The following is a 21,603-nucleotide window of genomic DNA, read 5'->3' on the forward strand; positions in this document are numbered from 1 at the left end:
ATGGATACAATCTTGTTAGCACTCACTCCCGAATTCGAGATGTTGAGAGATGAATTGGGATACGACGAGTATGAAGATTTCGATGCCTATGACATCATGTTTCAACAGGGATACGACCGCCAGCTCATCGAGGTAGCCGACGGCGAGACCTTCGAGGTTCCCGAGGGTTATCGAGCCACCCTCGAGAACGACGACCCCGACAACGAATTCTATCTGCTCGAAGACGAAGCAGACCTGCTCGAGAAGGAGAATTTCATCGCCGACTCACTGCCGAGCGGCAACTACCGATACGATGCAGCCGAAGATGCCTTCTGGAAAACCGACATGGATTCGGACGACTCGTTTCTATAAACCCAACTTACCGTTATGGACACCGCATCTGTCGAAATCCACCCACTCGCCCCGTTTCTGCCGCAGCAGGCTCGCATCCTGATGCTGGGCAGTTTCCCGCCACCCCGCAAACGCTGGTCGATGGAGTTTTTCTACCCCAACTATACCAACGACATGTGGCGCATCTTCGGCCTTATCTTCTTCGACGACAAGGACCACTTTGTCGACACGGCCCACAAGTGCTTCCGCCGCGAGGCCATCGAATCGTTTCTGCGCGAACAGGGCATCGCCATCAGCGACACCGTGGCCGTGGCCCGCAGACTGAACGGCAACGCCTCGGACCTCACGCTCGAGGTGGTCAAGCCGCTCGACCTGGCCCGTCTGCTCGACCAGATACCCCGCTGCCACACCATCGTCACCACCGGACAGAAGGCCACCGATACCCTCTGTGCCATCACCGGAGCCACTCCGCCCCCGATAGGTAGCTACAACCAAATTGTCTACCACGACCGAACACTCAGAATCTACCGCATGCCCTCCTCCTCGCGAGCCTATCCCAAACCCTTGCCCGAGAAGGCGGCCATCTATCGCACCATCTTTCAAGCCCCGGCAATAGAGTAATATTACCATATTACATTTATGTTACATTTTTACAAACATTTTCATTTCTAAGCAGAATTATATTACTTTTGCAGTCTCAAAAATTTTAATTCTATACACTCTTTTTATATGGAATCGTTATCTTTCATACAGTGGTGTCTCGATAATATCAATTATTGGACCATCACTTTCCTTATGATGATCGAGAGTTCGTTTATCCCCTTCCCCTCCGAAGTCGTGATTATACCCGCCGCCTACAAAGCTGCCTATGGCGAACTGAATATGTATCTGGTTATCCTCTTCGGTACCCTCGGTGCCGATATAGGTGCCATCATAAACTACTACCTGGCCCTCTGGATAGGCCGTCCGCTCGTCTACAAGTTTGCCAACAGCCGCGTGGGCCACATGTGCCTGCTCGACCAAGGCAAGGTAGAGACGGCCGAACGCTACTTCGACAAGCACGGCAGCATATCGACCCTTATCGGCCGACTCATACCGGCCGTGCGTCAGCTCATCTCCATACCCGCCGGTCTGGCCCGCATGAAGTTCTCGAAGTTTATCCTCTTCACCACGCTGGGTGCCATGTGCTGGAACATCGTGCTGGCCGCCATCGGATACGGATTCCACGCCGTCATTCCCGAGGATGAGCTCATCCTGAAGGTGCAGACCTACAGCCACGAGATACTCTACATACTCATCGCCATCTGTGTATTCATCGTGGGCTTCCTCATCTACAAAGGCACGAAAAAGACCAAATAAAAAAGATACTTTTGCCATCCGGTACAAAAGCCGTAGACTGGCGGGGCAACACCCGTAGCTGCGGCTTTTGTCGTACCTCTCCGACACGGCAACAAAATTTAGAAGACAGGAGTCGGCCCGGCATAGCCAAATACTGAAAACTGCGTTTTCGGTTTGTCACTGCTCTCTCTTTTCACTATCTTTTCATAAGACAGGATTCGGCTCGGCATAGCCAAATACTGAAAACTGCGTTTTCGGTTTGCCTCTGCCCTCGCCTTCACTATCTTTTCAGAAGAAAAGAGGCGGTTCGGCCAAGCAAATAATGCAAGCATCTTTGCTTGTCGCTCACCTTTCGCTATCTTTGTAGCAAACACACAAAAACCATCGCCATGATCGAAACCGAACTTTGCGCCTTCTCCCTCGAAGCCTGTCGGGCGGCAGCCCGCGCCGGCGTGACACGGGTAGAACTGTGCGCCTCGCCCTACGAAGGGGGCACCACCCCCTCGGCGGCCCTCATACGAAGGGCCCGCCAGATACCCCACCTGCAACTGAGTGTGATGATTCGTCCCCGCGGGGGCGACTTCTTCTATACCGACGACGAGTTCGACCTGATGCTCGACGAGATAGATTTCGTGCGCGAATGCGGCGCCGACTGTGCCGTGGCGGGTATCCTCACCCCCGACGGCCGTGTGGACGAAGCCCGCACCGCCCGACTCGTAGAGCGTTGCGGCTCGATGCAGTTTACCTTCCACCGGGCCTTCGACATGGTGCGAGACACCTCCGAGGGCCTCGAAGCTCTCGTGCGCACCGGCTGCTACCGGGTACTCACCTCGGGCGGACGCAACACCGTCAGCGAGGGAATCGACACCCTGCACTCGCTGGTGCGTCAGGCCGACGGCCGCATAGCCATCATGGCCGGCAGCGGCGTGAGTCCGTCGAACGTGCGGACTCTGGCTCAAGCGGGAGTCGACGCCGTGCACTTCAGTGCCCGCTGCCTCATCGAGAGCCGCATGACCTACCGCAACCCCACCGTCTCGATGGGGGGTGTGGAGGGTATCCCCGAATATGCTTCGGTGGGCGCCGACGAACGCAAGATACGCGAAATTCTCAATCAATTAACTCAATAAAAACCATCCGATATGAAAAAAACTCATGCCCTCCTGCTGCTGTGCGCCGGGTTGGCCTGCACGGTTGCAGGCTGTACCTCGTCGGGAATCTCGGCCGACAGTCAGCGACAACTCGAAACCGTGCTCGACGATTCGCCCCGAGCCGACAGCCTGCGCACTCTACTCAAGGAGACACCCCGCGACGAACAGGAAGCCATGGCCTATCTGCTGGCCTGGATGCCCCAGGGCGACCGCGACACCATGGACCTGGCACTGCTGCGCGAAAACGTGACCTACGCCTGCCGAGCCCGTGCCGAATTTCCCTGGACCAAGGCGCTGCCCGACTCGATTTTCCTCAACGAAGTGTTGCCCTACGCCTCAGTCGACGAGGTGCGCGATGCCTGGCGGAAAGATTTCTACGAGCGCTTTGCCCCTCGGGTGAAAGACTGTAAAGATATGCGTGCGGCCTTCGACACCATCAACCGCATCATTCCGCAAGTAGTGGGAGTTGAATATAATACCCTGCGCGAAAAGACCAACCAGAGCCCGTCGGAATCGATGCGCCAGGGCATGGCCTCGTGTACGGGTCTCTCCATCCTGCTGGTCGATGCCTTGCGCTCGGTAGGTATCCCGGCCCGCTTCGTGGGCACGGCTGCCTGGCACGACAACCGGGGCAACCACAGCTGGACCGAGGTATGGCTCGACGGGGCCTGGTACTCGACCGAATACTACTACCCCCCTGCCCTCGACGGCGCCTGGTTCATGGCCGATGCCGGACAGTCGACTCCGGGCGACCGCATCCACGCCATCTATGCCGTATCGTTCCGCCCCACGGGCGACTGGTTCCCGATGGTCTGGAATCAGGAGTCGCGCGACGTGCATGCCGTCGACGTGTCGCAACGCTATATCGACCTCTACGGCCAGCAGACCCAAACCATTGCCCGGGAGAATACCCACACCGTGGTGACCTTCGTCATGTACAAGGACAAACAGCATAGCACCCAATCGGAAGACCGGGTCGAGGCCAACGTCGACGTCTTCTGCAACGGCGTGCAATTGGGTGGCGGCCGCACCGCCGGTCCCTTGCAGGACATGAACGATGCCCTCAAGTTCCTGTTGAAGAAGGACCAGACCTACACCTTTGTCTATGAAAACGCCCGGGGCGAACGCGCTACCGTCGAGGCAACCGTCGGAGCCGACCCCGTAACCGTCACAGCCTATATGGAATAACGATACCAACTGCATAAAGAGAAGCCCTCGCCTGCCAACCGATGTGCAAGCGAGGGCTTCTGCTTTATCCTCTTTCAAGTTCTCTTTTTCGTTACAACTGTTTCAGCCGGGCTATGGTATCGAGCGGAGCCTCGGAGTGGAACACGAAGCTGCCGGCCACCAACGCATCGGCACCGGCCTCGACCAGCTGCCGCCCCGTCTCGAGGTTCACGCCGCCGTCGATTTCGATGAGGGCGTGCGAATTGCGCCGGGCAATCATCGCCTTCAGGTCGCGCACCTTGTCGAGAATACGGGGGATAAACTTCTGCCCGCCGAAACCGGGATTGACCGACATGAGCAGCACCACGTCGACATCCTCGATAATATCCTCGAGCAGCGACACCGGCGTGTGCGGGTTCAGCGAAACGCCCGCCTTCATGCCCGCCGCATGAATCTGTTGCACCACCCGGTGCAGATGCGTGCAAGCCTCGTAGTGCACCGTCATGATGGCGCCCCCTATCTGCTTGACCTCGGCGATAAACTTCTGCGGCTCGACAATCATCAAATGCACGTCGAGCGGCTTTTTGCACCGACGGTTCACAAACTCCAGTACAGGAAACCCGAACGAGATGTTCGGCACAAATACGCCATCCATCACGTCGATATGCAGCCAATCGGCCGCACTCTCGTTAATCATGTCTATCTCGCTGTTCAGATTTCCGAAATCGGCCGACAGCAACGACGGAGAAATTATTACGCTCATATCACTATCTTGTTTATACAAAAGTACAAAAAGAAATGCAGACGAAAAGAAGATAACAATAATTTTCTTTCGTCTGCATAATAGATTATTATCGTTTCTATTCAAATGTCGTCAATACAAAATCGACCATATTGAATCGTACTTTGTCAAAAAGCATCAACGATCTGAGCCCTAAATTACATTGATAAGAATACAATACACCGTCTGTATTCTTTTCCAACAAAACAACCATTTCAGGTACAGACACTTGACTATTTCCCAATTCGAGTGCTATGTTTTGCATTCGATAACACTCCGATATGTGCACACCTCCAATTCCTGCACCTCTGACAGTATCCAATTTACAATGAGTAGTGATGTATTCTTTGTTATTCGCAAAGAATCTTTCGTCTAACGAACCATATGAAGCATCACCGGTATCAATATTCATCAACATTTTATTACCGTGTACGATACCCTTGCCCAATAAATTCATACTGGATGAAAAACACATGTTTGGAGACACTTGGCTTCGTTTGGGAGCGGCTGATGGAACTGTAATTTTATGATTGACAAAATCAAGGGTTAGGTCTTTGAGTTGTAACATCAGTTCGCTACCGACCACAATATCGAAACAGTCAATATATTGGTCTGCCTCTTCGTTATGAGTTGTTATGTTTATGACATAAAAAGGAACATCCGTAACAATCATATCTCCAATTTTCAATTCCTTGGCTATTGCATAGTTTCCATTTTGTATACCTACTCCCCCAACAGTACTGGATGCTTCGAGTGGAATTAAATTATATTTAAGGGCTAATGATTCGGTAATAATATTTACTCCTGCGCCTGTGTCAAAAGTAATATCGGCTTCAACGCCATTTATATAACTGTCTCTTAGATGCATCAATACCGAATTGTTCTTTTCCGGACCAACCGGTACAATCTCAAACGGAATAGTCCCTGCCGAATTTTCAAATGTGATTTTATATGGATTGTATTTGGATAGAGCTTCGTATTGATCGATAAATTGCTGAACCCCTGCAATGGTTGTACTATCAAGATACGAGCGTATTGAACCAAGAGTTGAAGATAACATGTTTGCAGCAGCCTCATTATCTCCAGTCCTGCTTAAGTCCATGGCAAACATCATGGACGAACTGAGCATATTACCCAAATCAAGATTGTCTGACTGAGTGTTGAATAATTCCGTAAAGGCAGGAATAGAAACATCTGGACGATTCAACCTATTTCCAATAAGGCAACGAGAAAATATTTCAAAAAAATCGCTGATTGAATCTCTGGGCTCTGTTTGATATAAAGAGTCCAATGCAAACCAGTCTGAATTATTCATTGCATCAGCTATTTTTTCATCTGAACTTTGACTGTATCCAAATGAAAATGAACCTAAACATATCCCTAATGTAAGAATGAGTTTCTTCATAATCTGTTGTATTATTGTTTAACTTCATCATTACTATCGTAATTACAAAAATAGTGAAAGTCGAAGGTAGAAAAACAAGCTTGCTTGATTTTTATACTGAGCCGCATCCTATCTTCGTGAAACAAAGATAGGGAAAGGTGAGGGCAGGGACAAACGGAAACGCAGTTTTCGATATTTGGCTATGCCGAACCGACTCCTGTCTTATGAAAAGATAGTGAAAGGTGAGGGCAAAGCAAAGTTGCTCGCAAAATTTGCTTGGCCGAGCCGCCTCCTATCTTATCCAAAGATAGCGAAAGGTGAGGGCAGGGACAAATGGAAACGCAGTTTTCGATATTTGGCTATGCCGAACCGACTCCTATTCTACACCCCTCCTCCTGGACCCCGCGTCGCAGCGCGGGGTGACACCCCGTCATACCGCACCCCGATGCGGTATCCAGAAATACCCATACGACGAAACAAAAATTTGTCTATCCCGAGCCGACTCCATCTCCACTTATATTCTCATATCGAATACAGCTACCCCATGAATCACAATAAATAATATTTAGATACAATATTTTAGGGTAATTTATTTAGTGATTTCCAAAAAAGCACTTTATCTTTGTTAGTGTCAATACGTGCAGAGTTCTGCCTCACAAGGCAGTAGTCGCTGACGTACCAGGCCGCACAATCCCATAACATGCCTTGTGCGGACACTTGACCAACGACAGAAGTCTTACTAATATATAAAAACACATGAGAAAAAGATTTACTCTCCTTGCCTCGATAGCCATGGGTATTCTGGCCGGACAGGCTGCCGCTCCCGACTGGGGAGTGGCCGATACCTTGGAACACTACGAAATAGGCCCCGGCATCCAATACATCAAGATACGGTACGAATCGGTACCCCTCACGCTGTGGGCTACCACCATCGACATGACCAACCCCTACAATGCCATCGAGCAGGTGCAGTCGAACAACGCCGTGCCCGACCTCTCGCGCGAACTGGTGCAAGACATGTCGAAACGGCTCACCCGGCCGGGACATAAGGTGTGTGCCGCCTTCAACCACGACTTCTTCAGCTATGATGCCGGCATCTGCATCGGGCTCAACGCCAGCAACGGCCTCATCTCCTGGTCGTCGGGCAGCGGTCGCTCTACCTTTGCTATCACACAAGACAAAACGGCCTCGGTATTCTTCCCCGTGCCTCAGTGCTCGGCCTCGCTGCCTACCGGCGAGTCGGTAGCCATCGACCAGTTCAACTGGGGTATCGGCTACACCAACGGCGACTGCGTGCTCTTTACCAACCTCAACGCCCTCACGCTCGATGCCGAGGGGCGGTATATCAAGCTGCGCCCGCTCGGAGACTGGATTATCAACGGTGAGCCTACCGCGTGCGAGGTGCTCGAGGTATCGGACTCGCCGCTGCAAACCTCCGAGAGCGATTTCGTTCTCTTCCTGCGCAACACGAAACGCGATGCCCTGCCCGGTGTGGCTGTCGGCAGCGAAATCACTATCTCGCAGAAACTGATACCCGGCAAGTTCGGCACCCCGCCCGAGAATATCCTGCAGGCCTTCCACGGCTACCCCAGCATCGCCTTCGAGGGGAAACTGCACGAGGGCGAATACAACGATTTTGAAAACGGCCGCGAATACGAGCTCTCGTGCCGCACCATGGCCGGCATGTCGCAAGACGGGAAGACGGTCTACTTCGTAGCCACCGAACTCTCGGAGAACAGCGTGGGTATCAACTGCATCGACATAGCCAACTGGATGCTGGCCCACGGCGCCTGGAACGTGGTCAACTTCGACAGCGGAGGCTCCACGGCCATCGTGGTGAACCACACCATGCTCAACCTGCCGGGGCGCGGCTCGCTGCGTCCGGTCATGGACGGCGTGCTGGTGGTATCGAATGCCCCCGAAGACAGCGTGGTGGCCCACTACACCTTCTCGAAAAGTCAGTTGAACGTACCCATTATCTCGCTGGCACCGCTCACCCTCATGGCTCAGAACCAATACAAGGATATTGTCGAGCGTAACGTCGAAGGTTTCACCTTCCGCTGCGAACCGGCCGAGCTGGGTTGGGTCGACGACGAGGCCGTATTCCATGCCGGCGAAACGGTGATGGCGGGTAAAATCATTGCCGAAAAGGACGGTATCTCGGCCGAGCTGCCGGTATCGACCCGACCGGTCGAAGGCATTCATATCGCTGTCGACGAAGTGCTCATCGACAGTGTGCGCCCCTACCGCATCAACCTCGAGGGGAGCATCAACGGCCAGGTATATACGCTCGACCCGGCAGCTTTCACCTGGAGCTCGACCAACCCCTCGTGCTGCCGCATCGACGAGGGGGTAATCAAAGGCTTGGCCAACGGTGAGACTACCCTCACCGGCACCCTCGGTGACCTCACGGTAAATCTGCACGTAACGGTAGAGGTGACCCCGGCTACACTCGTACACGAAGACTTTGCCGACCTCACCGACTACCCCCTCGCCTCGACCGTAGCCAACACCCTCACCCTCACGCACGAGGGGCTGCCGGCCGGATGGAGCGACGGAGCCGTGCTGCGGTTCGACCAGAAGGCGGGACGCAACCCCTACGTCGAACTGGGCAAGAGCTACCGGCTGTACAGTCTGCCCGACTCCATTTCGCTGCAAATCAACCTCTCGGACGAGGCGCTGGCCGCCATCAAACACATCCGTTGCGACTTCACCCACCAAGGGGGTAAAAACTACTGGCAACCCGAGTATGTGCCCTCTCACACCGGCGACCAGACTATCACGTGGGCCTTTGCCCAAGAGGGTGGCGAATATCCCATCGAGGACTTCCCCCTCACGCTGCAGGCCATCCGCCTGGTGCTCAACGCCGGCAGCCGGTCCGAGGTAGCCATACCCCTGCGAGACCTGCGGGCCTACTACCCCGTGAAGGAGAACTCGGCCGTAACGACCCCCGTTGCCGAGAGTCGCTTTGCCTGGATCTCGACCGAGGGCTCGCCCGTGCTGCACTACCGCCTGTCGCGCACCGGTGCGGCCGACATCGCGCTGTGGACCCTCGACGGACGGCAACTCACCGCCTACACCACCACCCGCGAACTGCCGGGCTCCTACACCTACCCCCTGCCCGACCGCTTCCTCACGCCCGGGATATACCTCGTGACAATTCGGGCCAACGGCCAGACTCAAAGTTTGAAATTCAGGGTAAAATAAGATAAGGTTATTATAACAGCGGGGGAGAGCGGTGTGCGACCACTCTCCCCCGTTTTATGTTATCATTCGAGCTTATTCAACCTCACTCTTCGCTTTGCCGCAACCGATAATAAAACTTGTGATGCTCGAAGCAGACCTCGAGCAACCCGAAGCGGACAAAGCGAGCTATATGCTCCACGGCCGACCGATACGAAAGCCGGGCCAACCGGCTGTATTTGCTCACCGTTATCTCGCCATGCTCGGCCAGATAGTCGAGCAACATCTGCTCGCGCTCGGTATACTCCACAAGCGACCCGCGCTTGCTGTTCTTCTGCCGCCACACCGCCAGGTGCACGGCCGTAGCCAGTATGTTCTCGTCGGCAATGCGCACATAGGCCATGTATTTGCCGGGAGCCACCTGGGCCTGTATCGGTTTCTCCGGAGCCTTGGGAATCTCGGCAATGAGCACCGTCTTGCCATCGACCGTATAGGTGTGCATGACAATATCGACCTGCGGCTGGCAGTAGAGCCGGGCCGCCGCCTCGATCATGTAAATCTCCTCTTCGGAGCGCACCCCGGCAATGCGGCCGTTGTCCTTCACCCCGATGAGCAACCGGCCACCGTCGGTATTGGCAAAGGCCGACAGCGAGCGGGCTATCTTGCGGGCATCGGAGATTTCGAACTTGAAATCCTGCTGCTGGTGCTCTCCCTCGTCGATGAGCTGTTGCAGATAGGCTTTGTCGGATACCGGCTTCATACCTGCCCCTCCTTCATCAATCTACGCAGGCGGTAGCGGAACCGCAGCCAAAAGAGGAAGCCGGCCGAGAACAATCCTGCCGGGAAGGCGACCCACACCCCCACGACTCCACCGTCGAGCGTGAAACCACACAGGTATCCTACCGGCAAGGCTATCACGAAATAGGCCACGAAGGCAATCCACATCATGGGCTTCACGTCGGCCGTCCCCCGCAGGGCGTTGGCAAAGGTAATCTGCAAGGCATCGCCAAACTGGTAGACGATGAGCGAATAGATGAGCACCACCACAAGAGCCATCACCGCGGGGTCTTCGGTGAAACTGTATACGATAGGCACCCGAGCCAGGTAGAAGAAGAGACTGGCTGCCACGGCCAGCACCAGAATGATGCCCAGCCCGGCATGTACGGCCCGGCGCAGGTTGGGGAAATCGCGCTGTCCCATAAAGTGGCTCACCCGCACCGCCAGGGCAGCACCCATACCATAATAAATCATAAAGCCCAGCGTACTGACCGAAATCATAATCTGGTGAGCCGCCAACGGCACACTGCCCAGCCAACCCACCATGATGGCGCTCAGCGAGAAGGCAGCCGTCTCCATACCCATCTGCAAGGCCAGCGGCCACCCCAGGGCATTGAGTTGCACGAAGTCGTTGCGGTTGAAGCGCGAATGGCGCATCGCCTCCCGATAGGCCCGGTAGCGAGGCATCCACCACACCATCCCCACAAAGACCAGCAGCATGACTACCCGCGACACCAGCGTACTCACGCCGGCACCGAACAGCCCCCATTCGGGGCAACCGAAGCTACCGTAGATGAGCAGATAGTTCCCTATGATATTGAGAGCATTGCCCCCCAGCAAAATCCACATGGGCGTGCGTGTATCGGTGAGCCCCTCGGAGAACTGCCGGAAGCTGTTGAAGAGCATCACGAAAATGAGCGAGATGAGCTGCAAGACAAAATAGGGCCGTATGTAAGGCAACAACTCCACCGGCTGTCCCAGCCGATCGACAAAACAGTAGACCACATACATGATAACCGTGAGCAGCACCGCCACTGCCGTGTGAGCCACGAGGGCATTGCGGAAAACCCGCCCGATTCCCTGCACGTTGCCGGTCCCCTGCAACATCCCGATCAGAGGGGTAAGTCCGTACGAGAAACCCGTCGCAAAAATAATAGCCAGGTTAAATACGTTGTTGACAAAGGCAGCAGCCGCAAGCTCCTCGGTACTGTGGTGCCCGATCATCACCGTATCGGCCAGTCCCAATATAATCATGCCCAACTGCCCCACGACAATGGGGAGTCCCAGTTTCAGCAACGAAACGACCTGTTGCTTATAAGGCAATAGTGGAATCGCATTCATAAATACCATTTCAAAAACAGCGTGCAAAGATAGTGAAAGGTGAGCGACAAGCAAAGATGCTTGCATGATTTGCTTGGCCGAGCCGCATCCTGTCTTCGTGTAACAAAGATAGTGAAAGGTGAGAGGAGAATAAAATATCGAAACATCGTTTCAGATATTTTTTATCCCGAACCGTATCCTATCTTCTATAAAGATAGTGAAAGGTGAGCGACAAGCAAAGATACTTGCATGATTTGCTTGGCCGAGCCGCATCCTGTCTTCGTGTAACAAAGATACGAAAAGGTGAGAGGAGAATAAAATATCGAAACATCGTTTCAGATATTTTTTATCCCGAACCGTATCCTATCTTCTATAAAGATAGTGAAAGGTGAGCGACAAGCAAAGATACTTGCATTATTTGCTTGGCCGAGCCGCATCCTATCTTATCTAAAGATAGTGAAAGGCGAGAGCAGAGACAAACCGAAAACACTGTTTTCAAGAGTTTGGCTATCCCAATTCGCCCCATCCCTATCTGATTCTCCATTCAGCCCCCCACGGGCCCAACATCCTGCCCCACCCCACCGAGAGACAAAGAGAGAGGGGTTGCACTCACGCGAGACAACCTCTCTCTTCTGATAAACTTTTATGTCAAGCCGCTCGATTAGAAGAGCTTGGCAGGATATTCACCGGCATCGACCAGTGCCTGAATCTTGTCGACAACCGACTGACGATCGGCGGCATAAGTCACCCCAAACCACTTCGACGGCGTGTCGAGTACCGTAACCGTAGCCTTACCCGATTGGATGAGGTCGTTGACTACCAGCGGGATAAAGAACTCGGCCTTGATATTGCCGGCATTCTCCTGGAGGAATTTAACGAAATACTCTTCGGAGTATTTGAAATAATCGGGCGTAAAGCCCCACATGTTCATCGACACGGGCGTATTGTCGTCGATAGCCGTCCAGCTGTCGTCGTCCTCCTTGTACATGACCCGGCCGTCGCGACGCTCGATTTGCGTACGCTCAACCACCGAAGTCAAGTGTTTGGCGGCATTGGTCTCGCAGATACCGCGAGCCACGGTACCGCTCTCCGACAAAGTGTTGCCTACCCGGTAACCCACCATGCAATAGTCGTTTTGCTTACCCTCCTGATTCTTCAGATAGTCGGCCAGGATGGCAAAGCTCTCGCGGCCGTAGAAGTCGTCGGCATTGATGACGGCAAACGGCTCTTTAATCACATCCTTGCCCATGAGCACGGCGTGGTTGGTACCCCACGGTTTGGTGCGGCCTTCGGGGCAGGTAAAGCCCTCGGGCAGGTCGTTGATCGACTGGAACACCAGTTCGCACGGGATATGTCCTTCGTATTTGGAAAGAATCTTCTCTCTGAAATCTTGTTCGAAATCTTTGCGGATGACGAAAACTACTTTACCGAATCCCCCACGCAAAGCGTCGAATATCGAATAATCCATAATCGTTTCACCATTGGGGCCCAGTCCGTCGAGTTGCTTCAAGCCCCCATACCGGCTACCCATACCGGCGGCCAATACAAAAAGAGTTGGTTTCATAACAGTTTCTTGTTTTTTAGTTTTCCATGAGTTGCAAATGTAATTATTTTTTATGATAATGCACCCATGCGCTCCCGACTTTTCACCTCCGGCTCTGAGGAAGGTCTCGTTAATCGGCTCGGAAACAGAAGAAACACAATGCTAACAAACCGATTTTGTTCACGGCAACTATGTTAAAAATGAAACGATAGCACAAAAAAATTCTATTTTTGCTTTCCGTTTTCAAAAAAAACATCTTTATTTGCAACGAATAATAATTATTGAATCACTCTAAAATAAGATTGCCTATCGACAAAACATTACGCTGGAATAAAAAAAAGAGAGGTAGTAATGAACGATTTATTCGACCGCACCGACGAAGAATTGGTTGCGCTGTATGCCGAAGGTAATAATGGAGCTTTTGATGTATTGCTCAAGCGTCATCAGGCCCGTACTTTCAACTATATTTTCTACATTGTCAAAGACAAAGAGTTGGCCAACGACATCTTTCAGGAGACCTTTGTCAAGGCCATTATGACCATCAAGCAGGGACGCTACACCGAGAACGGCAAGTTCCCGGCCTGGATTTCGCGTATCGCCCACAATCTCATCATCGACTTCTTCCGCCAGGAGAAGGCCGACAACTACGTCGTATCGGACAACGAAACCATGGACATCTTCAACCGCAAGGAGCTGAGCGAGGGTACGGTCGAAGACGCCATCGTACACAACCAAATCGAGGCCGACATACGCAAACTCATCAAAGCTCTGCCCCACTCGCAGCGCGAGGTTCTCATCATGCGCTACTACAAAAACATGAGCTTCAAAGAGATTGCCGACCTCACCCAGGTAAGCATCAACACCGCACTGGGGCGGATGCGTTATGCCATACTCAACCTGCGGAAAATGGCCGAAGAGAACAACATTGTTCTCACTCTGTAATAAAAAAGAGCACCTCACAGATAATAAATCACAGGCCGACGACGTTTACCATATATAAACATCAACACTTCGGCCTATGAAAAAAACCTCTACTCCCAAAGACACCCTGACAATGAGAAGCTCAAAGACGCAACAACAGCCGTCGGCCTCGACAATCGACTTTATCAGGCAATTTGCCAGAGCCTACTCGTTCGAGCCGCAACTTCCGACCTCATTGGGCGGATTCGTGAATAACTGATACAAAGGGGGATTCCTGCCAACAGGGACTCCCCCTTTGAGTATCGGCCCCACCCCTTCTCTCTCCGTCTGAATCGGTCCTGCTCCAGACAGACAATCAATCACCCCTCCTTTATCTTCTTCACATTTCTTTGTGCAACAACTTTTTTTAAAAAAATTAGGTTGCCTATTTCCGTTTTTATTCTATAAATATTATATTAGCACGCCGATTTTCCTTATGGAATGCACGATTTATGACCTTAAAAATCTAAGTATCATTGAAAAAAAACACAAAATAGACGAATTGCAAACCTTTGATATGCTTTTCAAGAGAGGTATAGATTTTGATATAATTCAAAGTTAATGACACCGATAACTCAAGAAGAAAACGATTTCAACCACATTTTTAGAAGCTCTAAAAATGGGTTCATTCAATTTGCATACTCCTATCTCGGGAATATGCAAGATGCCGAAGATGTAGTCATGGAGTCATACATTCAATACTGGGAAAACAAAGACAAAGAGACCTTCAAGTCGACCAACATAAAAGGATATATCTTTACCATCATCCGCAACCGGTGTATCGACGTACTCGAAGAGCGCAAAAACCTGCTGCAAAAGAACGACGAACTGCACCGCCATCTCATCGGCGAAATCGAAATCAACATCTCCTCGCTCAAAGGGTGCGACCCCTCCGAGCTCTTCACCAGCGAAATCGAAGAGATTGTAAACGACACCATCAAAACCCTGCCCAACCGTACCCGCGAAATCTTCTACGAACGGTACCTCGAACAGAAACCCTACAAAACCATCGCCGAGAACTTCGGCATATCGGTCAAAGGTGTGGAATTTCACATCTCAAAAAGTCTGAACATGCTGCGCAAAAACCTGAAAGACTATTTGTAACCGACAACAGCCTCCGTATTTCCAACGAAAGAGAAGCAGAGCCTCACCCCAGACATCCACGACCCGCCTTAACTCCCCCCTTATAAAAAAATCTTATTTTATAACTAGGGATACAAAGATTTATAAGGTTTATATAATATATGAAAAAAGAAACATTATATAGATATTTTGGGAATTGCGCCACCGAAGAAGAGCGCAATGAGGTCGTGACATGGGCACAGGCCTCGCCCGAAAACCTGAAGGAATTTTGCCGGGAACGCAACATATACAATGCCGTTTTATTATCGACCGACGCCATACAGCACACCCAGTACGACTTCCGCCGCCACTACCGCATACAGCTTCTGCGCATTGCCGCAGTAGTCATTCTGCTGCTTTCGGTAGCCTTCGGAGCCTTCTACTTCACGCTGAGCGACCGTATCGTTCCCCTCTACTCACTCACGGTTCCCGCCGGTAACAGCAACACCCTGCTCTTGCCCGACGGTACCAAAGTATGGCTCAATGCCGAATCGACCATCAAATACCCCTCGTCGTTCATGGGGCTGCAACGCAACATCGAAATCGAGGGCGAAGCCTACCTCGAAGTTGCCCACAACCGATGGAGACCCTTTATCGTCAACACCCCCAACGGAAAGATAAAGGTGCTGGGTACCAAATTCTACGTCACTTCAACCACCGAAGAGAAAGACTTCATGGTATCGCTCATCGAAGGCTCGGTAAAAATCTCGTCGGGCGACAAGAGCGCGACCCTCAAACCGGGCTACCGCGCTCAATTCAAAGACGGCGAATTCAAGCAATCGGTCATCCGCTCGCTCGAGTCGGAACTGTGGAAAGACGGTATCTACTATTTCAAAAACCAATCGTTCGCCGAGCTCATGGATGGTTTTGAAAAGTGCTTCGGCGTAAAAATCAGTATCGACCGAGAGATACAGAGCAACGAGCGCTATACCGGTAAATTCTATCGCTACAACGGTGTACAACATGCCTTACACGCCCTGCAACACGACTTCGATTTCGATTTCAAATGGAACAACGAACATAATACCATTTACATAACTGCAAAACACAAATAACATCTCCATGCCTATGAACATATAACACACCTATTACCCTGAAACACCCAAAACATTTTTTATTCACAATCCTTGTTGAATACCCATAAACACACATATGTATAGAAAAAGTTTAAAAGCACTTATCATGGCTTTTGCTCTGGCTTACGCATTCGAAGCCAGCGCCGATGCGTATTCTCGCATCTCCCTATCCGAAGTGAATACTCCGGTAGAAGACGTTCTGAAAAAGATCGAAAAAGAAGCGAAGTGTCTGTTTGTCTTCAATACACAAGTGGATACCCAGCGTAAAGTAAACCTAAACGTCAAGAATAAAACCGTCAGCGAAGTTCTCGACATCATGTTCAAAGGGACCGACGTATCCTATTCGATACAGAACCCCAACATCATGCTTTCAAAAAGAGCTGTCGCTCAAGAGCAGGGCAAAGGCAACAAGGGTGCTGCCACTGCCGCTCAAGCCACCAACGGCTCGAGAATCGTAACCGGTAACGTGACCGACGCCTCGGGCGAAACCCTCATCGGCCTCACCGTAAAAGTAGCCGGTACCAGCGTAGCCACCGCCACCGACATCGACGGCAACTACTCGATCAAGGTTCCGGCCGGGAGCAACGAATTGGAGTTCTCCTACATCGGTTACCAAACCGTGAAACAACCCATCAACGGGAAAGATAAAATCGACATCGTCATGCGCGACAACACCAAGCTGCTCGACGAGGTAGTGGTTACCGCCATGGGTATCGCCCGTAAGGAAGAGACACTTTCCTACTCGACCCAAACCGTAGGCGGCGACGAGCTGACCCGCGCCAAAGAGGCCAACCTCATCAACTCGCTGCAAGGCAAGAGCGCCGGTCTGGTCATCACGCCCAACTCGGGTGGTGCCGGTGGTGCCTCGAAAATCCTGTTGCGTGGTAACGCCTCGATGCTGGGTAACAACTCGCCCCTTATCGTTATCGACGGTGTGCCCATGCAGAACAGCGTAAACGGTCAGATGGACATGGACGGCGGCGGTGCCACGATGATGGCCGACGGTTCGAAAGAGAGCAGCGACGCCCTTTCGCAACTCAACCCCGACGACATCGAGTCGATTACCGTGCTGAAGGGTGCCAACTCGGCCGCCCTGTACGGTAGTGCCGCTTCGAACGGTGTACTGATGATTACTACCAAGAAAGGTAAAGAGGGTCAGCTGCGTATCGACGTATCGAGCAGCACCACTTTCGAGACTCCGCTCAAGTTGCCCCAGATACAAAGCGTATACGGTGCACAGATGTCGGGTTCGGTAGCCAACGGGTTCTCGATGAACTCCAACAGCTGGGGCCAACGCATGAACACCCTCGGCGACGAGTACTACAATACGGCCAATTCGCCCTATCACCTCACCCGTAACGCCTACGACATCAGCGACTTCTACCGCATGGGTACCAACTTCAACAACTCCATCTCGTTGAGCGGTGGTACGAAAGTGGCACAGACCTATTTCTCTTACGGAAATACGACGGCCAACGGTATCGTCGAGACCAACAAGTTCGAGCGTCACAACATCGCCCTGCGTCAGAGCTTCTCCTTCTTCAAGGACAAACTCAAAATCGACATCTCGGCCAACTACATCAACCAGAAGACCAAAAACCGCCCCACCGGTGGTACCTTCTTCAACCCCATCTATCAGCTCTACACCTCGCCGCGTAACCTCGATATGAACTGGTACCGCAAGAACTACTACGACACCAACGCTACCTGGACCTCGAACCCCTATAGCTACATCGTGTCGCAAACCGGTTCCGACGGTCTGCCCATCTCGGTCGTAGAAAGCGGTAAGACTTCGACACTCTCCGACTCGAACTACGGCAAACAGGTATGGTATACCGACGCCATCAACCTGAACAACCCCTGGTGGTTGCTCAACCGCATGACCAGCGAAGAGGTAATCAACCGTACCTTCGGCAGCATCACGGCCAACTGGCAGATTATCCCCGACCTGAACCTGCAGGCCCGTATCAAATACGACTACAACGAGCGCAACGACGAGAATCGTCAATACGCCACCACCTGGGGTAATGCCGAGATGATCGACCGCGGCCGCCTCATCCTCGACCACACCAAATCGAGCGACTTCTACGGCGACTTCATGTTGAGCTACAACAAGCAGATTCAAGACTTCACCATCGGTGTAAACGCCGGCGGTAGCATGATGAACTCGTCGTACGACCAATGGATGATTACCCCCATCGCCAAATCGGGAGCCCCCTATACCGAAGACCTCTCGTGCAACCAGTTTGTGCTCTCCGACATCTACATCAACAGCAAAGAGAACTACGGAGGCCTCACCACCAAGAACTGGGAACGCGCCATCTTCGCTACCGCTCAGGTAACCTGGCAAGACAAGGTGACCGTCGAGGGTAGCTACCGCGACGACTGGTATCGCGCCTTCACGCAGTTCAAAGACATGGACCCCCACTTCGCCTACTATTCGGCAGGTGCTTCGGCCCAAATGAACAAACTGCTCTCTCTGCCCGAACAGATCAACGAACTGAAGCTCCGCGCCTCTTACTCCGAGGTAGGTAACTCGATTCCCAACAACTTGTTCCTGGCTTCGGCCTCGCGCAACCCGGCTACCGGTGCCTACATCAGTAGCGCCATCATCAACTTCAAGGATCCCAAACCCGAAACGACTCAATCGTTCGAGGCCGGTTTCGATGTAAGCCTGCTCGACCGCTCCATCTCGTTGCAAGCTACCTACTACAACGCCATCATGAAAAACCAGTTCATGAAATACGAAGGTGCCGCCGGTAAAGAGATCTATATTAACGGTGGTAAAGTGCGCAACCAAGGTGTCGAGTTGACCGCATCGTATATCTTTGCTCCCAACAACGACTTCAGTTGGATTACCACTTTCAACTACGCCTACAACGACAACAAGATCCTCACCGTAGCCCGCAAGCAAAACGGTCAGAAGTATATCCACGAAATCGACATGGGTAACCTGAGCGGTCTGAAAATCAAATTCGAAGAGGGCGGCTCGTATGGCGACCTCTATGCCGTAGACTTCATGCGCGACGAAATCACGGGCGAAATTGTAGTCGACCCCAACACGGGTGCTCCCTTCAAGCTCAACGGACAGGCCAACGAATACCTGGGCAACATGAATGCCAAGCACACCCTCGGATGGTCCAATACCTTCAACTACAAAGACTTCTCGTTCTACTTCCTCATCGATGGCAAGGTAGGCGGTAAGGTTATTTCGTTCACCGAGGCTTACCTCGACTACTTCGGTACCTCGCAACGCACGGCCGATGCCCGCGACTACGCCGTAGCCAACAACCTCTACTGGACTTCGTCCGACGGCGCCGTAACCAAACCCGGCATGTATATCCCGGGCACCAACACCCTGGTACCGGTAGACCAATACTACCAGACCATCGGCGGTGGTTCGCCGGTAGGCCGCAACTATGTATACGATGCCACCAACTTCCGTCTGCGTGAAATTTCGCTGGCCTATACATTCCGCAACCTCTTCGGCCCGAGCAAGAACCTGACGGTTTCGGCCAACGCCCGTAACCTCTTCTTCCTCTACCTCGACGCCCCCATCGACCCTGATACGTCGTTGAGTACGCAAAATGCCCTGGGTAACGTCGACATCTTCAGCATGCCTACTACCCGCTCGTTCGGTATCTCACTTAAAGCATCATTCTAATGAAAGGTAACATTATGAAAAAGACAATATATTCTTCCGTATTTGCACTGGCCGCTGCTGTAACCCTGGTAGGCTGCGGCGACCCCCTGCTCGACGACCTGAACTCCAACATCGAGGTAGGGTCGGGCGACCTCTCCATGGCCGAGACTTACGAACAAGCTGCCGGTATGTTCCTGACGGCCCAGCAGAAAATGCACGACGTGGGCGCCTCGAACGGTGCACACATCTACCAGGTGCAGTTCAACATCCATATCGACAACTACTCGGGCTACATGGCCGGTACCCAGAACTTCAGCGGTAACCTGCCCTCGACCTACCGCTACTTCGCCCAATACTGCGACGGTCCCAAAGCCAGCTTCTTCCTGGTAGCACAGGCTGCCCTGCCCGTCATGCGGTCGGCATCCCAGCTCAACCTGAAAGAGCTCGGCGCCATGTGTAACATCATGTACTGCTTCTCGGCCCTCGAGCTCTCCGACGTATACGGACCCTTCCCCTGGACCGACTACAAAAACGACGTGCAGGAACCGCCCGTTACCTACGAGCCCATGGACCAGATCTACGACTCGCTCTTTGTCAACCTCAAGGATGCCGGTCAAATCCTGAAAGACTTCACCAACACCTCGAAGGAACACCAGGATACGATTAACACCATCTTGGCCCAGTACGACAAGATTTGCGGCAGCGTAGAGACCTGGCGCCAGTTCTCCAACTCGATTCGCTTGCGTATGGCCATGCGCATGAGCAACGTCGATCCCGACCGCGCCAAAGCCGAAGCCGAAGCCGCTATCAACGACGGTCTCATCGAGAAAAACATCGAGTACAACACGATGGCTATCAACGGTACCAACCACCCGCTGGCCTTCATCTCGATTTTGTGGAACGACACCCGCATGAACGCTTCGCTCGAGAACATCATGAAGCGGCTCAAAGTCCCCTTCATGGACAAGATATTCGACAAGAACAGCGACGACATCCGTAACGAAGACGGCGAAGTGACGATGACAGCCGGTACCGCCATCGTAGGCGTACCTGCCGGTATCCAGCTCACCCCGCGCGACGACAACAACCAGTACACCAAATACTCGGGTGTATCGAGTGCCTTTGCCAACTTCCCGCTGGCTATCTTCAAACTCTCGGAGCGCTACTTCCTCCAGGCCGAAGCCGCCCTGCGCTGGAACATCGGAGGCTCGCTCTCGACGAGCTATCTGAGAGGTGTTGCCGCCATGTTCAGTGACTATAGCATCGCACAGACCGACCAGGAGTTCAAAGACTACTGGAACCTCGAATCGGCCGATACCTCGATCGACTATGTCGACCCGCACAACGAGCGCAACAACAAGGCCGGTCTGATCACCATCGGTGTAAAACTCAACAACAGCGACGACAACAAGACGAAGCTCGAAAAAATCATCACCCAGAAGTGGCTGGCCCAGTTCCCCATGGGTCTCGAGGCCTGGAACGACCTGCGCCGCACGGGCTATCCCCGCATCTTCCCCGTCAACGACATCGGTGACGGATCGCTGGGCAACGGCCGCATGATTCGCCGTATCCCCTGGAACATGACCGACGCCGCCGCTGCCCAGGATGTCAACACATCGGGTATCGAGGCTCTGGGTGGTAGCAACTTGATGCGTACCTACCTGTGGTGGGACGTAGAAGACCCCGCCGGACTGGGCGACAACCGCCGCTGGGAAACCGAGGCTATCGGGAACTAATCTGTAACAACGGAGAGGCTGCGGCTCACCGGCTGCGGTCTCTCCTATTCTACCACAAATAAAACAACTTTTTGAGATTCTATTATTTAACTAAA

Annotated in this window: 17 protein-coding genes; 12 read left to right on the forward strand and 5 right to left on the reverse strand. The window is 52.6% G+C overall.

From position 1 onward, the window contains the following. From ABGT88_RS11670 to ABGT88_RS11690, 5 genes are all read left to right on the forward strand, one after another. Window positions 1–351, forward strand: coding sequence for a hypothetical protein (locus tag ABGT88_RS11670; protein WP_346702260.1), 351 nt, complete (start codon window positions 1–3; stop codon window positions 349–351). 15 nt (window positions 352–366) lie between these two features. Beyond that, window positions 367–951, forward strand: coding sequence for a uracil-DNA glycosylase family protein (locus ABGT88_RS11675; RefSeq protein ID WP_346702262.1), 585 nt, complete (start codon window positions 367–369; stop codon window positions 949–951). Window positions 952–1,059: 108 nt separating this feature from the next. Then, window positions 1,060–1,689: a DedA family protein gene (locus ABGT88_RS11680; RefSeq protein ID WP_258327095.1), complete on the forward strand. Its 630-nt coding sequence runs from the start codon at window positions 1,060–1,062 to the stop codon at window positions 1,687–1,689. Between the two features lie 371 nt (window positions 1,690–2,060). Further along, a complete protein-coding gene (locus ABGT88_RS11685; RefSeq protein WP_346702875.1) occupies window positions 2,061–2,795 on the forward strand; it encodes a copper homeostasis protein CutC in 735 nt (244 codons plus the stop codon). Between the two features lie 12 nt (window positions 2,796–2,807). Beyond that, complete coding sequence (locus ABGT88_RS11690; protein WP_087408373.1) at window positions 2,808–4,004, forward strand: transglutaminase family protein; 1,197 nt, start codon at window positions 2,808–2,810, stop codon at window positions 4,002–4,004. Window positions 4,005–4,095: 91 nt separating this feature from the next. Here ABGT88_RS11690 and rpe read toward each other — a convergent pair whose 3' ends face one another. Continuing rightward, on the reverse strand, window positions 4,096–4,746 hold the full coding sequence (gene rpe / locus ABGT88_RS11695) for a ribulose-phosphate 3-epimerase (RefSeq protein WP_258327092.1): 651 nt from the start codon (window positions 4,744–4,746) through the stop codon (window positions 4,096–4,098). 97 nt (window positions 4,747–4,843) lie between these two features. After that, window positions 4,844–6,169, reverse strand: coding sequence for a retropepsin-like aspartic protease (locus tag ABGT88_RS11700; protein ID WP_346702265.1), 1,326 nt, complete (start codon window positions 6,167–6,169; stop codon window positions 4,844–4,846). Window positions 6,170–6,904: 735 nt separating this feature from the next. On the opposite strand from ABGT88_RS11700, the gene ABGT88_RS11705 reads away from it, so the two are divergent. Further along, window positions 6,905–9,355 (forward strand): phosphodiester glycosidase family protein, encoded by a 2,451-nt coding sequence (locus tag ABGT88_RS11705; RefSeq protein WP_346702267.1) that lies wholly within the window; start codon window positions 6,905–6,907, stop codon window positions 9,353–9,355. Window positions 9,356–9,437: 82 nt separating this feature from the next. Here the strand turns inward: ABGT88_RS11705 and ABGT88_RS11710 are convergent, their stop codons facing one another. The 3 genes from ABGT88_RS11710 to ABGT88_RS11720 form a co-directional block, all read right to left on the reverse strand. Further along, window positions 9,438–10,091 carry a helix-turn-helix domain-containing protein gene (locus tag ABGT88_RS11710; RefSeq protein WP_258327089.1) on the reverse strand — a complete coding sequence of 218 codons (654 nt, stop codon included), beginning with the start codon at window positions 10,089–10,091 and terminating at the stop codon, window positions 9,438–9,440. After that, window positions 10,088–11,449 carry an MATE family efflux transporter gene (locus ABGT88_RS11715; RefSeq protein ID WP_258327088.1) on the reverse strand — a complete coding sequence of 454 codons (1,362 nt, stop codon included), beginning with the start codon at window positions 11,447–11,449 and terminating at the stop codon, window positions 10,088–10,090. The genes ABGT88_RS11710 and ABGT88_RS11715 overlap by 4 nt, the downstream gene beginning before the upstream one ends. Before the next feature lie 640 nt (window positions 11,450–12,089). After that, window positions 12,090–12,992 carry a nucleotidyltransferase gene (locus ABGT88_RS11720; RefSeq protein WP_087408367.1) on the reverse strand — a complete coding sequence of 301 codons (903 nt, stop codon included), beginning with the start codon at window positions 12,990–12,992 and terminating at the stop codon, window positions 12,090–12,092. A gap of 330 nt (window positions 12,993–13,322) precedes the next feature. Between ABGT88_RS11720 and ABGT88_RS11725 the strand changes: the two genes are divergently transcribed. The 6 genes from ABGT88_RS11725 to ABGT88_RS11750 all read left to right on the forward strand — a co-directional run bounded on the left by ABGT88_RS11725 (window position 13,323) and on the right by ABGT88_RS11750 (window position 21,508). Beyond that, a complete protein-coding gene (locus ABGT88_RS11725; protein WP_087408366.1) occupies window positions 13,323–13,913 on the forward strand; it encodes an RNA polymerase sigma factor in 591 nt (196 codons plus the stop codon). Window positions 13,914–14,025: 112 nt separating this feature from the next. Continuing rightward, window positions 14,026–14,151, forward strand: a complete 126-nt coding sequence (locus tag ABGT88_RS11730; RefSeq protein WP_346702271.1) for a hypothetical protein — start codon at window positions 14,026–14,028, stop codon at window positions 14,149–14,151. A 341-nt stretch (window positions 14,152–14,492) separates the two neighbouring features. Next, a complete protein-coding gene (locus ABGT88_RS11735; protein WP_087408364.1) occupies window positions 14,493–15,035 on the forward strand; it encodes an RNA polymerase sigma-70 factor in 543 nt (180 codons plus the stop codon). A gap of 140 nt (window positions 15,036–15,175) precedes the next feature. Next, complete coding sequence (locus ABGT88_RS11740) at window positions 15,176–16,108, forward strand: FecR family protein (protein ID WP_087408363.1); 933 nt, start codon at window positions 15,176–15,178, stop codon at window positions 16,106–16,108. Window positions 16,109–16,235: 127 nt separating this feature from the next. Then, window positions 16,236–19,793, forward strand: a complete 3,558-nt coding sequence (locus ABGT88_RS11745) for a SusC/RagA family TonB-linked outer membrane protein (protein ID WP_346702273.1) — start codon at window positions 16,236–16,238, stop codon at window positions 19,791–19,793. A gap of 14 nt (window positions 19,794–19,807) precedes the next feature. Then, on the forward strand, window positions 19,808–21,508 hold the full coding sequence (locus ABGT88_RS11750; RefSeq protein WP_346702275.1) for a SusD/RagB family nutrient-binding outer membrane lipoprotein: 1,701 nt from the start codon (window positions 19,808–19,810) through the stop codon (window positions 21,506–21,508). Window positions 21,509–21,603: the final 95 nt, after the last annotated feature.

It is taken from the genome of Barnesiella sp. An22, from assembly GCF_963931395.1.
Lineage (GTDB): Bacteria > Bacteroidota > Bacteroidia > Bacteroidales > Barnesiellaceae > Barnesiella > Barnesiella merdigallinarum.

Bases quoted from the DNA above. Each gene is read 5' to 3' on its own strand.
- ABGT88_RS11670 (WP_346702260.1), top strand. From the start codon at position 1: ATGGATACAATCTTGTTAGCACTCACTCCCGAATTCGAGATGTTGAGA.
- ABGT88_RS11675 (WP_346702262.1), top strand. From the start codon at position 367: ATGGACACCGCATCTGTCGAAATCCACCCACTCGCCCCGTTTCTGCCG.
- ABGT88_RS11680 (WP_258327095.1), top strand. From the start codon at position 1,060: ATGGAATCGTTATCTTTCATACAGTGGTGTCTCGATAATATCAATTAT.
- ABGT88_RS11690 (WP_087408373.1), top strand. From the start codon at position 2,808: ATGAAAAAAACTCATGCCCTCCTGCTGCTGTGCGCCGGGTTGGCCTGC.
- rpe (WP_258327092.1), bottom strand. From the start codon at position 4,746: ATGAGCGTAATAATTTCTCCGTCGTTGCTGTCGGCCGATTTCGGAAAT.
- ABGT88_RS11700 (WP_346702265.1), bottom strand. From the start codon at position 6,169: ATGAAGAAACTCATTCTTACATTAGGGATATGTTTAGGTTCATTTTCA.
- ABGT88_RS11705 (WP_346702267.1), top strand. From the start codon at position 6,905: ATGAGAAAAAGATTTACTCTCCTTGCCTCGATAGCCATGGGTATTCTG.
- ABGT88_RS11710 (WP_258327089.1), bottom strand. From the start codon at position 10,091: ATGAAGCCGGTATCCGACAAAGCCTATCTGCAACAGCTCATCGACGAG.
- ABGT88_RS11715 (WP_258327088.1), bottom strand. From the start codon at position 11,449: ATGAATGCGATTCCACTATTGCCTTATAAGCAACAGGTCGTTTCGTTG.
- ABGT88_RS11720 (WP_087408367.1), bottom strand. From the start codon at position 12,992: ATGAAACCAACTCTTTTTGTATTGGCCGCCGGTATGGGTAGCCGGTAT.
- ABGT88_RS11725 (WP_087408366.1), top strand. From the start codon at position 13,323: ATGAACGATTTATTCGACCGCACCGACGAAGAATTGGTTGCGCTGTAT.
- ABGT88_RS11730 (WP_346702271.1), top strand. From the start codon at position 14,026: ATGAGAAGCTCAAAGACGCAACAACAGCCGTCGGCCTCGACAATCGAC.
- ABGT88_RS11735 (WP_087408364.1), top strand. From the start codon at position 14,493: ATGACACCGATAACTCAAGAAGAAAACGATTTCAACCACATTTTTAGA.
- ABGT88_RS11740 (WP_087408363.1), top strand. From the start codon at position 15,176: ATGAAAAAAGAAACATTATATAGATATTTTGGGAATTGCGCCACCGAA.
- ABGT88_RS11745 (WP_346702273.1), top strand. From the start codon at position 16,236: ATGGCTTTTGCTCTGGCTTACGCATTCGAAGCCAGCGCCGATGCGTAT.
- ABGT88_RS11750 (WP_346702275.1), top strand. From the start codon at position 19,808: ATGAAAAAGACAATATATTCTTCCGTATTTGCACTGGCCGCTGCTGTA.